At 65.1% G+C, this 12,648-nt stretch carries 11 protein-coding genes; 9 read left to right on the top strand and 2 right to left on the bottom strand.

Translation table 11 applies throughout. The features are described from left to right. Positions 1-152: 152 nt before the first annotated feature. The 9 genes from H928_RS0101010 (at position 153) to H928_RS0100970 (ending at position 10,235) form a co-directional block, all read left to right on the top strand. Positions 153-872 (top strand): DUF4197 domain-containing protein, encoded by a 720-nt coding sequence (locus tag H928_RS0101010; protein ID WP_021024813.1) that lies wholly within the window; start codon positions 153-155, stop codon positions 870-872. A gap of 3 nt (positions 873-875) precedes the next feature. Continuing rightward, positions 876-1,280, top strand: a complete 405-nt coding sequence (locus H928_RS0101005) for a YchJ family metal-binding protein (protein ID WP_021024812.1) — start codon at positions 876-878, stop codon at positions 1,278-1,280. Positions 1,281-1,311: 31 nt separating this feature from the next. Then, complete coding sequence (locus H928_RS0101000) at positions 1,312-2,007, top strand: HAD family phosphatase (protein WP_027010388.1); 696 nt, start codon at positions 1,312-1,314, stop codon at positions 2,005-2,007. 100 nt (positions 2,008-2,107) lie between these two features. Then, positions 2,108-3,742 (top strand): GMC family oxidoreductase, encoded by a 1,635-nt coding sequence (locus H928_RS0100995; RefSeq protein WP_021024810.1) that lies wholly within the window; start codon positions 2,108-2,110, stop codon positions 3,740-3,742. 141 nt (positions 3,743-3,883) lie between these two features. Continuing rightward, a complete protein-coding gene (locus H928_RS0100990) occupies positions 3,884-5,077 on the top strand; it encodes an ABC transporter substrate-binding protein (protein WP_021024809.1) in 1,194 nt (397 codons plus the stop codon). Positions 5,078-5,157: 80 nt separating this feature from the next. After that, positions 5,158-6,078 (top strand): branched-chain amino acid ABC transporter permease, encoded by a 921-nt coding sequence (locus tag H928_RS0100985; RefSeq protein ID WP_021024808.1) that lies wholly within the window; start codon positions 5,158-5,160, stop codon positions 6,076-6,078. Next, on the top strand, positions 6,078-7,898 hold the full coding sequence (locus tag H928_RS0100980; protein WP_021024807.1) for an ATP-binding cassette domain-containing protein: 1,821 nt from the start codon (positions 6,078-6,080) through the stop codon (positions 7,896-7,898). Before H928_RS0100985 ends, H928_RS0100980 begins: the two co-directional genes overlap by 1 nt. Beyond that, positions 7,891-8,622 carry an ABC transporter ATP-binding protein gene (locus tag H928_RS0100975; RefSeq protein ID WP_043338144.1) on the top strand — a complete coding sequence of 244 codons (732 nt, stop codon included), beginning with the start codon at positions 7,891-7,893 and terminating at the stop codon, positions 8,620-8,622. The genes H928_RS0100980 and H928_RS0100975 overlap by 8 nt, the downstream gene beginning before the upstream one ends. Beyond that, entirely contained in the window at positions 8,619-10,235 is a 1,617-nt protein-coding gene (locus H928_RS0100970) for a GMC family oxidoreductase (RefSeq protein ID WP_021024805.1), read from the top strand. Before H928_RS0100975 ends, H928_RS0100970 begins: the two co-directional genes overlap by 4 nt. A 42-nt stretch (positions 10,236-10,277) precedes the next feature. Here H928_RS0100970 and H928_RS0100965 read toward each other — a convergent pair whose 3' ends face one another. Beyond that, complete coding sequence (locus tag H928_RS0100965) at positions 10,278-11,921, bottom strand: AMP-binding protein (RefSeq protein WP_021024804.1); 1,644 nt, start codon at positions 11,919-11,921, stop codon at positions 10,278-10,280. Positions 11,922-11,928: 7 nt separating this feature from the next. Next, positions 11,929-12,609: a glutathione S-transferase family protein gene (locus tag H928_RS0100960; RefSeq protein WP_021024803.1), complete on the bottom strand. Its 681-nt coding sequence runs from the start codon at positions 12,607-12,609 to the stop codon at positions 11,929-11,931. Positions 12,610-12,648: the final 39 nt, after the last annotated feature.

Below are 12,648 nucleotides of genomic sequence, written 5' to 3'. Positions count from 1 at the left end.
GGGTTTTTCTTTTGGCCGGCACCATCTGGCACCCTTCCCAAGCCTCCGGCTGACTATGTTTTGCGCTTCAGCGCTGCCCCGGCAAGCACCTTCGCGCACGGCTGGATGCCGGTGTTTGGCACAATAGCTGGTTTGTGTTTTCAAGGACTGCCATGACCGAGCAAAGCTGTCTGCGCCAGGCGCAGCGCCGCCGTTTGCTGCATCTATTGACGCTGCTGGGCGGCGCCGGTGCGGTGTCTCCGGCGTTCGCGCTTTCGCTGGCCGATCTGAGCAATACCGATGCCAGCCAGGGCATCAAGGCCGCGCTGACCCAGGGCGCGCAGGTGGCAGTGTCCCAGCTGGGCCAAAGCGGGGGCTTTTTCAACAACCCGCAGTTGCGCATTCCGCTGCCAGGCTATATGGGTGAGGCGGCCAAGATGATGCGCCGCTTTGGCCAGGGCCGCTATGTGGATGAGGTGGAGCAGGGCATCAACCGCGCGGCCGAGCTGGCCGTGCCGATGGGCAAGGATGTGCTGCTGGACGCGGTGCAGCGCATGACCCTCGATGATGCCAAACGCATTCTGAGTGGTGGTGACCACTCGGTGACCACCTTCTTTATGGAAAAGACACGCCAGCCTTTGACGCAGCGCTTTTTGCCCGTGGTGACCCAGGCGACCGGCCAGGTCGGTGTGGTGCAGCAGTACAACCAGTTGGTGGGCAAGGCATCGAGCTTTGGGGTGTCCAGCGATGCGCTGGACCTGAACCAATATGTGACTGGCAAGACCCTCGACGGTTTATACGCCGTGATTGGTGAGCAGGAGCGCGCGATTCGACAGAACCCGCTGGGCAGCGCCAATGCTGCCGTGCGCAAGGTTTTTGGGGCGCTGCGCTAAGCCATGGCGAAGAAACCTCCATCGCCCGCGCAGCCCCTCTGCCCTTGTGAATCCGGCGCCGCCTACAGCGACTGTTGCGGCCGCTTCATTGCTGATTTTGAGGGCATGCCGGCACCGGATGCCGAGCATCTGATGCGATCGCGTTACAGCGCCTTTGTGCGGGAGGAGCGTGCCTACCTGCTAGCCACCTGGCATGCCTCGACCCGTCCATCGCAGCTCGATTTTGAGCCGCAGTGCCGCTGGCTGGGCTTGCAGGTCAAGGCCTTTGAGCTGCTAGATGACAGCCATGCCGAGGTGGAGTTTGTCGCCCGCTACAAGCTGCAAGGGCGCGCGGTGCGCCTGCATGAGCGCAGCCGCTTTGTGCAGGAGCAAGGCCGCTGGTTTTATCTGGATGGTGACCAATTCTGATCACCACCTGCCATTTTTCGAGGATCCCAAAATGAACCCCAATGCAGGCTTTGAGGCCATGCTGTTTGATTGCGATGGTGTGTTGGTGGACAGCGAAGTCATCACCAACCGGGTGCTGTGCGCGATGCTCAATGAAGCGGGCTGGGTGCTGTCGTCCGAGGACTGCCTGCAACTGTTCATCGGCAAGATGGTGCGCAGCCAGAAGGACTTGATCGAGGCGAACACCGGCAAGCCGCTGACCGATACCTGGATGGAAGAGTTCTATGCGCGCCGCAATGTGGCGCTGGAGCAGGATGTCAAAGCCATCGAAGGCGCGGTGGAGGCCATCAAGGCCTTGCATGTGCAGTTCAACGGGCAGATTGCCTGCGCCTCGGGTGCGGACCGCAAGAAGATCGTGATGCAGCTGCGCATTGCCGGCTTGCTGCCCTATTTTGAAGGGCGCATTTTCAGCGGCCATGAGATGCCGCGTACCAAGCCTTTCCCGGATGTCTACCTGGCCGCGGCTGCCGCGCTGGGCGCCGATCCGCAGCGTTGCCTGGTGATTGAAGACAGCGTGACCGGCACCCAGGCGGGTGTGGCAGCCGGCGCTACCGTGTGGGCCTACCACCCGCCAGCGCATGTGGTCTGCTCGCAGGCCGATCTGGCGGCAGCTGGTGCCAGCGAGTTCTTTGAACACATGGCCGATTTGCCCCAGCGCGTGGCCCGCGCATCGGCCGTCGCTGCCTGAGCTTTAAGATCCGCCCCAGACGCAGAGGCGGACACTGAAGCGACAGGCCGGATGCCAGGCTGCACCTAGACTTTTCGTCTGGTTGCCACCTGGAGTTGTTATGGGGCCTGTGCATGAGTGGGATGCAGCGTTTGACTTCATCATTGTCGGTGCCGGCATGGCTGGCTGCATCCTCGCCAACCGCCTGAGCGCATCGGGCCGCTTCCAGGTCTGCCTGCTGGAGGCCGGCCCACCCGATCACCACCCCTACATCCATATCCCCGCCGGCTTTATCAAGGTTGGCTACAACCCGCGCTACACCTGGCCTTTCAAGACTGCGCCCGATGCCGCCACGATGGGCCGCCAGGTGGTCGCGCAGCTAGGCCGCACCTTGGGCGGCTCCAGCGCTGTCAACGGTTTCAACTATGTGCGTGGCCAGGCCCAGGACTATGACGACTGGGCAGCCCAGGGCGCCACCGGCTGGTCCTATGACGAGGTGCTGCCGTACTTCAAGCGCTCGGAGCGGCGCCTGGCTATCTGCGATGTGAACTACCGGGGGCTGGAAGGTGAATTGCCGATCACCGACTGCGACTGGCGCCACCCGCTGTGCGATGCCTTTATCGCCGGTGCGGCCAGCCAGGGCATTCCCTCGGGCAAGGACTACAACGCAGGCAAGCAGGAGGGCGCTGGCTATTACCAGCGCTGGATCCACCGGGGCTGGCGGGTCAGTGCCGCCAAGGCCTTTTTGGGCCCGGCCAAGGGGCGCGCCAATCTGCGGGTCATCGCCCGCGCCCAGGTCAGCCGCCTGGTGATGGAGGGCGCGCGTGTTACCGGTGTGGAGTACGCGGCCGAGCCCGGCGGCCCGCTGCGGCGCCTGCAGGCCAGCCGCGAGGTGGTGGTGACGGCCGGTGCCATCAATTCGCCCAAGCTGCTCAACCTGTCCGGCCTGGGCGATGCGCAGCGCCTGCAGGACCTGGGTATTGCGGTGCATCAGCACCTGCCGGGCGTGGGCCAGGGCCTGCAGGACCATATGATGCTGCGCTCCATCGTGCGGGTGCAGAACGCGCCCACCTTGAACACCACCGCCCGGGGCTGGCGGCTCTGGGGCCAGGTGGCGCGCTGGCTGGCTGGCAAACCCAGCATTCTGGCCATCAGCCCTTCGGTGGCTTATGCGTTTTCATCGGCACAAGCGCCAGGCGGCCGGGCCGATTTTCAGTTCCATTTCTCACCGGGCAGCTATGCCTCCGGCATTGCCGGCCAGCTCGATGATTTTCCCGGCATGACCCTGGGCTTTTACCAGCTGCGGCCGCAGAGCCGGGGCCATGTGCGCCTGGCATCGGCCCATGCCTGGGACAGCCCGGTGATCCAGCCGCACTACCTGCACGATGAGGCCGACCAGCGCCTGGTGGTGGAGGGCCTGCGCCAGGCCCGTCGCCTGCTGCACAGTGCGGCCTTGGCGCCCTATGTGGCCAGCGATGAGGCGCCGTCCTCCCAGCTGCAATCGGACGAGGAACTGCTGCAGTTTGCCCGTGAGCGGGGCAGTACGGCTTGGCATTTCATGGGTACCTGCCGCATGGGTGCGGCCAGCGATGGCCAGTCCGTGGTCGACCCCCAACTGCGCGTGCATGGCATCAGCGGTTTGCGGGTGGCCGATGCCTCGGTGATGCCGGCCATGCCCTCGGGCAATACCGGCGCGCCGACGATGATGATTGCCGAAAAGGTCGCTGATCTGCTGCTGGCCGAGCACCGCCACTAAGGGGTTGTAGTTACGAACTCTTACTTAGGAGAAACCCAGAAGAGCGTTTGCGGCATCCGCCGCTATATTGAAGAAGACAAGGGCCTCGTGCGTGCGGTGGGGGCTGACCAAGAGATTTGACAACAAAGCAAGGAGACAAACATGAACAAGCTCGTCTATCGTTTGACGAAGGCTGCGGCACTGGTGGCCAGCACTTTGGCATTTTCGGCACAGGCCCAGGACATCAAGATCGGCTACACCGCCGACCAATCGGCCAGCGGCGTGGCCGAGCTCGGCATCTCCGGCCGCTGGGGCTTTGAAGCCGCTATCGAGGACATCAACAAGGCCGGTGGCATCATGGGCCGCAAGCTGGTGGGCGTGGTGCGCGATGACCAGGGCACGCCGCCCAAGGCCATCCAGACCGTGCAGGAGCTGATTGACAGCGAAAAAGTCAGCGGTATCGTGGGCCCGGCCAACTCTGGCAATGCGCTGGCCTGGCTGCATATTCCGCAGCAAAAGAAGGTGCCGGTGATCGTGCCCATCGGCACCGCCACCGAGATCACCACGCGCTACGCCAAGGAGCCGCAGAACTACCTCTACCGCATCTCGATGGTGGACCGCGAGCAGGTCGCGCTGCTGGGCGCCTATGCCGTCAAGGCCTCGAAGGACAAGAAGATCGCCATCCTGGCTGACTCCACCGGCTACGGCCAGGGCGGCATCAAGGATGCGACCGAGATTCTGGCCTTGCACGGGATCAAGCCGGTGGCCGTTGAAAAGTACGGTCCCAAAGACACCGACATGACCTCGCAGCTCAACAAGATCAAGGCGGCGGGTGCGGACACCGTGATCATCTACGGCATTGCCGACGGCGCCGCCCAGGTGCTGCGCAGCATGGAGAAGATCAACTACATGCCCACGACGCTGGGCACCTGGGGCAACCTCAGCTCGCTGCTGCCCAAGATGGCGGGCACCAAGCTGGCCGAGCACCTGATCATGGCCGCCTCGACGACCGAAGACACCTCTGCCAAGACCAAGGCCCTGGGCCAGCGCGTGCGCGTGAACTTCCCGACCCTGACCACCTTCCCCTGCGCCGCCCAGGCCTATGACTCGGTGATGCTGCTGGCCGCTGCGATGAAGCAGGCCAACAGCACCGATGGCGAGAAGGTCGCTGCTGCGCTGGAAAACCTGAACAGCACCGAAGGCGTGATCAAGACCTATGACAAGCCCTTTAGCAAGACCAACCACGAAGGCCTGAGCGTGGGCGACTTCTACCTCGCCCGCTGGAAGGGCAGCGACGTGGTGCGCTTTGAAGACAGTGTCTACAAGTCGCTGACGCCAGCGGATCTGATGAAGTAAGGCATCGACTCGTCAGGCCTGCGCCCGCCCCATGCGGTCCGCAGGCCTGGTTTTTTAGCGGCAATGTGTCTGGGGTGCGTATGCTGGATTCGATACTGCAGGCGGTCTTTAGCGGGCTGGCCTTGGGAAGTATTTATGCCTTGGTGGCGGTGGGTTTCAACATCACCTTCAACACCACCAAGACCTTGAATTTTGGCCAGGGCGAGTTCCTGGTCGCGGGCGCGTTTGTCGCGGTCTCGGTGCTGCTGCTGCTCGTCGGCAAGAACATCACCGACAGCCTGCTGCCCGCCGATGTCAGCCTGTGGCGCTATGTGCTCAGCCTGGTGGGCACGATGGCCGTCCTGGCGCTGCTGGGCCTGCTGCTGTACTACGCCGCCGTGCGGCCCTTCGTGGGGCGCGGCGGCATGGCCTGGGTGATGAGCACCATCGGCTTTGGCATCATCATCCAGAACACGGCCTTGGCCATCTGGGGCCCGGCGCCGCTGGTCATGCCCTCGCCGCTGGGTAGCGAGGTGCTGCGCATCGGCAATGCCGGTGTGCTGCCCCAAGAGGTGCTGGTGCTGGTCTGCAGCGTGGCCGTGCTGCTCGCGCTCGATTATGTGATGCGCCACACCCGCATCGGCAAGGCCGTGCGCGCCGTCGCGCAAAGCGGCAGTGCCGCTACGCTGATGGGCATCAATGTGACGGCTATCGTCGTACTGGCCTTTGTCATCAGCTCCAGCCTGGCGGGCCTGGCCGGTTTGCTGATTGCGCCCATCACCACCGCCTCGGTGTTCATGGGCATGACCTTGGCGCTCAAGGCCTTCTCCTCGGCCATTCTGGGTGGGCTGACCAGCCCGCGCGGCTGCATGCTGGGCGGCTTTGTGCTGGGCCTGATTGAGGCCCTGGTGGGCCTGTGGCAGGCGGAGATGCGCGAGATCAGCATCTTCTTGCTGATCATCGTGGTGCTGGTGGTGCGGCCCCAGGGCCTCTTGGGCCAGAAGATCGTGGAGAAAGTCTGATGAACAGCGAGATCAAGCACTACGGCTGGCTGGCCCTGGTGGCGGCGCTGGTGGCCGTCATCCCGCTGATGACCAGCAACGACTTTTACCTGCGCATCGTCTTTCTGATCGGGGTCAACTACATCGCCGCCTCGGGGCTGAATGTGCTGGTGAACTACACCGGCCAGAAATCACTGGGCCATGCCGGCCTGTTTGCCGTGGGCGCCTATGCGGTGGCCCTGCTCACCACCCGTTGGGGCTGGAACCCCTGGGCCGCGTTCGCGATGGCCGGTGTGCTGGCCGGGCTGTTTGGCGTGGTGATTGCGCTGCCTGCGCTGCGCGTCAAGGGCCCGGCGCTGGCGATGGTCACCATCGGCTTTGGCATCGTCGTCGAGAAGGTCGTCTCGGAATGGCAGGATGTGTTTGCCGGCCAGCAGGGCATCTATGGTGTGGTGCCCTTGAAGCTCGGCGATCAGATGTTTGCCTCCTCGCACTGGGTCTGGTTTGTGCTGGCTCTGTGCGTGGTGCTGCATGTGATGTTCCGCCACCTGCTGGCGGGGCGTTTTGGCCGCGCCTTCATGGCCGTCAACACCGCCGAGGTGGCGGCCGAGAGCGTGGGCGTCAGCGTCTACAAGTTCAAGGTGCTGGCCTTTGTCATCAGCGCCTTTACCTGCGGCATTGCCGGCGCGCTGATCACGCAGCAGAACCAGTACATCAACTCGGACTTCATCACCTTCAACCTGTCGGTGTTCTTCCTGCTGGTGGTGCTGTTTGGCGGTAACTCCGTCTACGGGCCGTTGCTGGGTGCGGTGGTGCTGACCCTGCTCGATTCGCTTCTGTCGCGCTGGCCGGGTGTCCAGCATTTCACCTATGGTGCGCTGCTGCTGTTTGCGCTCTACGCCATGCCCAATGGCCTGGCCGGCACCTTGCGCAGCCTGGCGCGCAAATACGCACCGGGCCTGCTGCCCACGCCGCAGCTGCCGCAGGATCTGCCGGCCTGGCAGCTCAAGTCGGCCGCGCCGCTGGCCAGTACCGGCGCAGAAGGCTTGCTGGACGGTCGCGGCATCTACAAGGCCTATGGCGGGGTGGTGCCGACCAATGAGGTGGACCTGTGCATCAAGCCCGGCCATGTGCATTCGCTGATCGGGCCCAATGGCGCGGGCAAGACGACCTTGCTCAACATTCTGTCGGGCATTGTGGTGCCCGAGCGCGGCTCGATCCAGTTTGCGGGGCAGAGCATTGTGGGTGTCTCACCCAACCGGATTGCCCGCATGGGCCTGGGCCGCACCTTCCAGAACCTGCGCCTCTTCAGCGACATGACCGTGCTCGACAACGTCAAGGTCGGCTTGCACGCGCATATCCAGGCCGGTTTTTTTGCCAGCCTGATAGGGGTGGGCAAGGCCCGGCGCGCTGAGCTCGCTGCGCGTGACGAGGCCTTGCAGATCCTCGACCGCCTGCAGCTGCGCGACAAGGCGCTGCACACTGCCGGCAGCCTGCCCTATGGGCTGCAGCGCCGGCTGGAGCTGGCGCGCGCGCTGGCCACCCACCCGCGCCTGCTGCTGCTCGATGAGCCGGCCGCCGGCCTCAACCCGCAGGAGACGCAGGAGCTGATCCAGGTGATTGCACGCATCCGCGATCTGGGCATCACCGTGCTGCTGATCGAGCACCACATGGACCTGGTGATGGCCGTGTCCGACCATGTCATCGTGCTCGACTACGGTCAGAAGATTGCCGAAGGCACGCCCCAGCAGGTGCAAAGCAACCCGCGCGTGATTGCCGCCTACCTGGGCAGCGACGATGAAACCGAGGACAACGCGATGAACGGAGGCCCCCATGCCTGAGCAAACACCATTGCTGCGTGTCGAGGCGCTGGAGCTGCACTACGGGGCGGTTCAGGCGCTCAAAGGGGTGTCGCTGCAGGTGCATGCCGGTGAGGTGGTCACCATCATCGGTGGCAATGGCGCGGGCAAGAGCACCTTGATGAAGGCCATCTCGGGCCTGGAGCCCACAGCCGCCGGCCGTATCGAGTTTCTGGGCCAGGACATCACCCGCATGCCCGGCCACCTGCGTGTGCCCTTTGGCATTGCCCAGTCGCCTGAAGGGCGCCAGGTGTTTGCCGACCAGAGCGTGCATGACAACCTGCTGCTGGGCGCCTACCACCGCAAGGATGGGGCCGCTGCGATTGCCGCCGATGTGGAGCAGCAGTTCAACACCTTCCCCCGGCTGCGGGAGCGCCGCGCGCAGATGGCCGGCACCATGTCGGGCGGCGAGCAGCAGATGCTGGCCATTGCGCGCGCGCTGATGTCGCGGCCCAAGCTGCTGCTGCTCGATGAGCCCTCGCTCGGCCTGGCGCCGCTGATCGTCAAGGAGATCTTTGCGATCGTGCGCCAGCTCAAGGCGCAGGGCGTCACCATCTTGCTGGTGGAGCAGATGGCCAACCAGGCGCTGGCGGTGGCCGACCGCGCCTATGTGCTGGAGACGGGGCACTTCACCCTGCAGGGCGCCGCTGCCGATCTGCGGCGTGACCCCAAGGTGCGTGCCGCGTATCTGGGAGCCCATGCATGAGCGCGCCGGCAGCCGACAGCTTTGACTATGTGGTGGTCGGCAGCGGTGCGGCCGGCGCGATCGTCGCCGCCCGCTTGGGCGAGGACCCTGCGCTGCGCATCTGCGTGCTCGAAGCCGGCCCGCCCGACCACCGGCCCTACCTCAAGCTGCCGGCCGGCTTTATCAAGGTGATCTTCAACCCGGCGGTGGCCTGGCAGTTCAGCTCCGAGCCGACCGAGCGCACCGGCGGCCGGCGCATTCCGCTGCCCCAGGGCAAGACTTTGGGCGGATCCACCTCCATCAATGGTTTGGTCTACAACCGGGGCCAGCGCGAGGATTTTGACGGCTGGGCGGCGCAGGGCAATGCCGGCTGGTCCTACGACGAGGTTCTGCCGTATTTCCAGCGCAGCGAGCATTTTGTCGATGGTGGCGATCCGGCCCTGCGGGGGCACAACGGGCCGCTGAAGGTCAGCCTGCCGCACTGGCCGCATCCCATCTGTGAGGCTTTTTTGGAGGGCGCCGCCGAGCAGGGCCTGGCACGCAACCCGGACTACAACGGCGCCTACCAGCAAGGCGTGGGCTATTTCCAGCGCAGCATCCACAACGGCTGGCGCATGAGCACGGCGGGCTGCTTTCTGCGCCCGGCTGTGCGGCGCGGCAACCTGGATGTACGGACCGGCGCGCAGGCGCTGCGCATTCTGATTGAGGACGGCCGCGCCTGTGGTGTTGAATACCTGCAGGACGGCGTGCGGCGCCAGGTGATGGCGCGGCGCGAGGTGGTCGTCAGCGCCGGCGCCATCAACACGCCGAAGCTGCTGCAGCTGTCGGGCATTGGTGACGGCGAGCAGCTGCGCGCGCTGGGCATTGTCACTCAGGTGCATTTGCCCGGTGTGGGCCAGCACCTCAAGGACCATTTCTCGGTGCGGCTGGTCGCGTCGGTCAAGAGCGCCACCACGATCAACGAACTGGCGCGTGTGCCACGCCTCTGGGGCCAGGCATGGCAATGGCTGCGCGGCAAGCCCAATATTTTGCAGCTCAGCCCGTCGGTGGTGCACTGGTTCGCGGCCTCGCAGCCGGGGCTCGCGCGGCCCGATCTGCAAGGCGTGTTCTCCCCAGCCAGCTACCGCGAAGGCTATGTCGGCCAGCTCGATGTGTTTCCGGGCATGACCTGCGGCGTCTGGCAGCACCGGCCGCAGAGCATGGGCACGGTGCAACTGGCGTCAGCCGACCCACTGGCTGATCCAGTGGTGCAGCCGCGCTATCTGGCGGAAGAGGGCGACCGCCAGACCCTCATCCGTGGTGTGCGCCAGGCCCGGGCCTTGCTGCAGAGCCAGGCGCTGGCGCCCTACCGGGTGGACGAGGTCATGCCGGGCCCACAGGTGCAGTCCGATGACGAGATCCTGGACTTTATCTACCGCTACGGTGTCTCGTCCTACCACCTCAACGGCACGGCGCGCATGGGGCCCCGGCCCGAGGCAGGTGCCGTCGTTGATGCCCAATTGCGCGTGCATGGCCTGCAGGGGCTGCGCGTGATCGATGCCTCGGTGATGCCCGAGATTACCTCGGCCAACACCTGCGCGGCGACGATGATGATTGGCGAGAAGGGCGCCGACCTGCTGCGCCGCGCAGGCTAGCTACTTGGCCCGGTTTGCAGTGCAGCAGCGGGCCCAGCGTTATCAGCGCTTTTTGTGCGCCCGCATGTCCAGCACCTGGGGCAGGCTGCGCACATCCTGGCCAGCGGCCAGAATCCGGTGCTTCTGGATCTTTTGCGTGCCGGTGGTGGGGATCTCGTCGGTGAACCACCACCAGCCTGGCACCTTGTAATAGGCCATCTCCTGCTGGCAGAACGCAAACAGCTCCTGGCAGATGGCGGTGCCGGGTGCGACGCCGTCCGTCAGCACAATGCTGGCCAGCACCTCTTCTTCGCGGATGTCATCGGGCGCGGCCAGCACGGCCACCTGGTGCACCTTGGGGTGGGACAGCAGCACGGCCTCGACCTCGGCGGCGGCAATGTTCTCGCCGGAGCGGCGGATGATGTTCTTGCGCCGGTCCATGAAGTGCAGCAGGCCATCGGGGTCCTGCACCACCACATCCCCGGTGTGGAACCAGCCGCCTTCCCAGGCCTTGGCGGTGGCCTCGGGGTTGTCCAGGTATTCGCTGAAAAAATGCTTGCGCGGGGTCTCGGCCGAGTAGCGCACCAGCATCTCGCCAGGCGTGCCGGGCGGCACCGGCTGGCCGCTCTCATCGGCCACCAGTACCTCGAGCCCCGGCGCACCACGGCCAAAGGAGCGTGTGCCCACCTGGCGGTCGTCGCCATGGTCGGAGAGGGTGCGCACCACCTCGGTCATGCCCCAGAGCTCGATCAGCGGAAAGCCAAAGCGCTGCTCGAAGGCGGCATGCAGCTGCGGCTCCACCCCCGCGCCATAGCCAAAGCGCACACAGTGCTGCTTTTCCCAATCGGATGGCGGCTGCTTGAGCAGCAGCGGAATGATCACGCCCAGGTAGTGGACGATGGTGGCGCGGCTGCGGGCCACCTCTTCCCACCAGCGGCTGGGCTGAAAACGGTCGGTCTGGATCTGGCAGCCGCCGGTGAGCAGCATGCAGTAGAACGACAGGATCGAGGCGTTGACATGGAACAGCGGCAGCGGGTTGAACAGGCGCTCGCGGCCCTCCTGGATCGACACATGGCCGGGGTGGGACGCATACCATTTGCCAGCGGCCAGCTCATAGGCATGCGAGAGCACACAGCCCTTGGGCTGGCCGGTGGTGCCCGAGGTGTAGAGGATGCTCGCGGGCGTGTCGGCGCTCAGGCTGCCCGAGGGCTGCGAGCGGGCCGGCGGTAGCGTGATGGCGCTGCCATCTTGCGGATCGGTGCAGACCAGGGCCGGCTGGTTGCGCGTGTCCTGCAGCGACTGCTGCAGCGCCTCCAGCCGCTCGGGCAGGCAGATGACCAGGTCCAGCTGTGCATGGTCGATCAGGTAGTTCAGCTCGCGGCGCTTGTAGTCGGGATTGATGGGCACACAGCAGATGCCCAGGCTGTTCATCGCCAGCTTGTGCCAGAGGTGCTCGGGCCGGCTTTCCAGAAACAGGCCCACACGGTGGCCCACGCCATAGCCCGCTGCCTGGTAGTGGGCCTGCAGCCGCGCAATATGGGCGCCGGCCTGCGTGTAGCTGAACTCGCAGCCCTCGGGCAGGTAGCTGCGTTTGGGGTTGGCAGGTACCGCCAGCAGGCTGTGATCAGGGTAGCGCGCAATGGCGGCCTGCAAGGCCTGGCCGATGGTGGTGTGGTCGGTGATGGCGATCATGTCGGTGGACTTCAAGGCAGGTTCAGGGCCGGATCAAGGGCGATGGAATGGGGTCGATCTGCTGGTCCAGCGCGGCCTGCTTTTCAACCTCCAGGCTGCGCAGAAAGGCCGCGCGCTGCTGCAGGTGCATCCAGTAGTGCTGGGTGGCCGGCCCCCATTGCGAGGACATACCCAAGTAGTCCGACAGCATCAGCGCATAGCCCACGGCCACATCGGCAGCAGTGAAGCGGCCTGCGCAGAGGTAGGGCTGGTCGGCCGGCATCGCCTGGGCGGCGGTCTCCAGTGCGCGCAGCCGGCCCAGAAACCAGCGCTCGTAGTCTTGGGCGACCTGGGGCTGGCGCCGCACGGCGGGCTCAAAGAACTGGTAGCGCAGCACCAGGGTCTGCGGAAAGGTCAAGGTCGTATCGGACATGTACAGCCAGTTCAGGTAGCTGCCATAGGCGGGGTCGCTGGGCTGCACCTCCAGGCGCTGCGCCGGGTCGCGGCTCGCCAGGTACTGGCAGATGGCGGATGACTCGGTCATGCGCGTGTCGCCGTCGATCAGCAGGGGCACGGTGCCCAGCGGATTGAGTGCCAGGTAGTGCTTGGCCAGTGCGCGGGGCGGAAAGGGCAGCATCTGCAGCCGGTAGGGCAGGCCCAGCTCTTCCAGCATCCATAGCGCGCGGAACGAGCGCGCGCTCACACAGTGGTACAGCTCGATCACAGCAAGTCTCCATCCGATGTTGTGCCGCCATCTTGGCAC

It is taken from the genome of Comamonas sp. B-9 (genome assembly GCF_000410635.1).
Lineage (GTDB): Bacteria > Pseudomonadota > Gammaproteobacteria > Burkholderiales > Burkholderiaceae_C > Comamonas.
The sequence above is the reverse complement of the archived record's forward strand: the minus strand, read 5'-3'. Positions and strand labels throughout refer to the sequence as shown.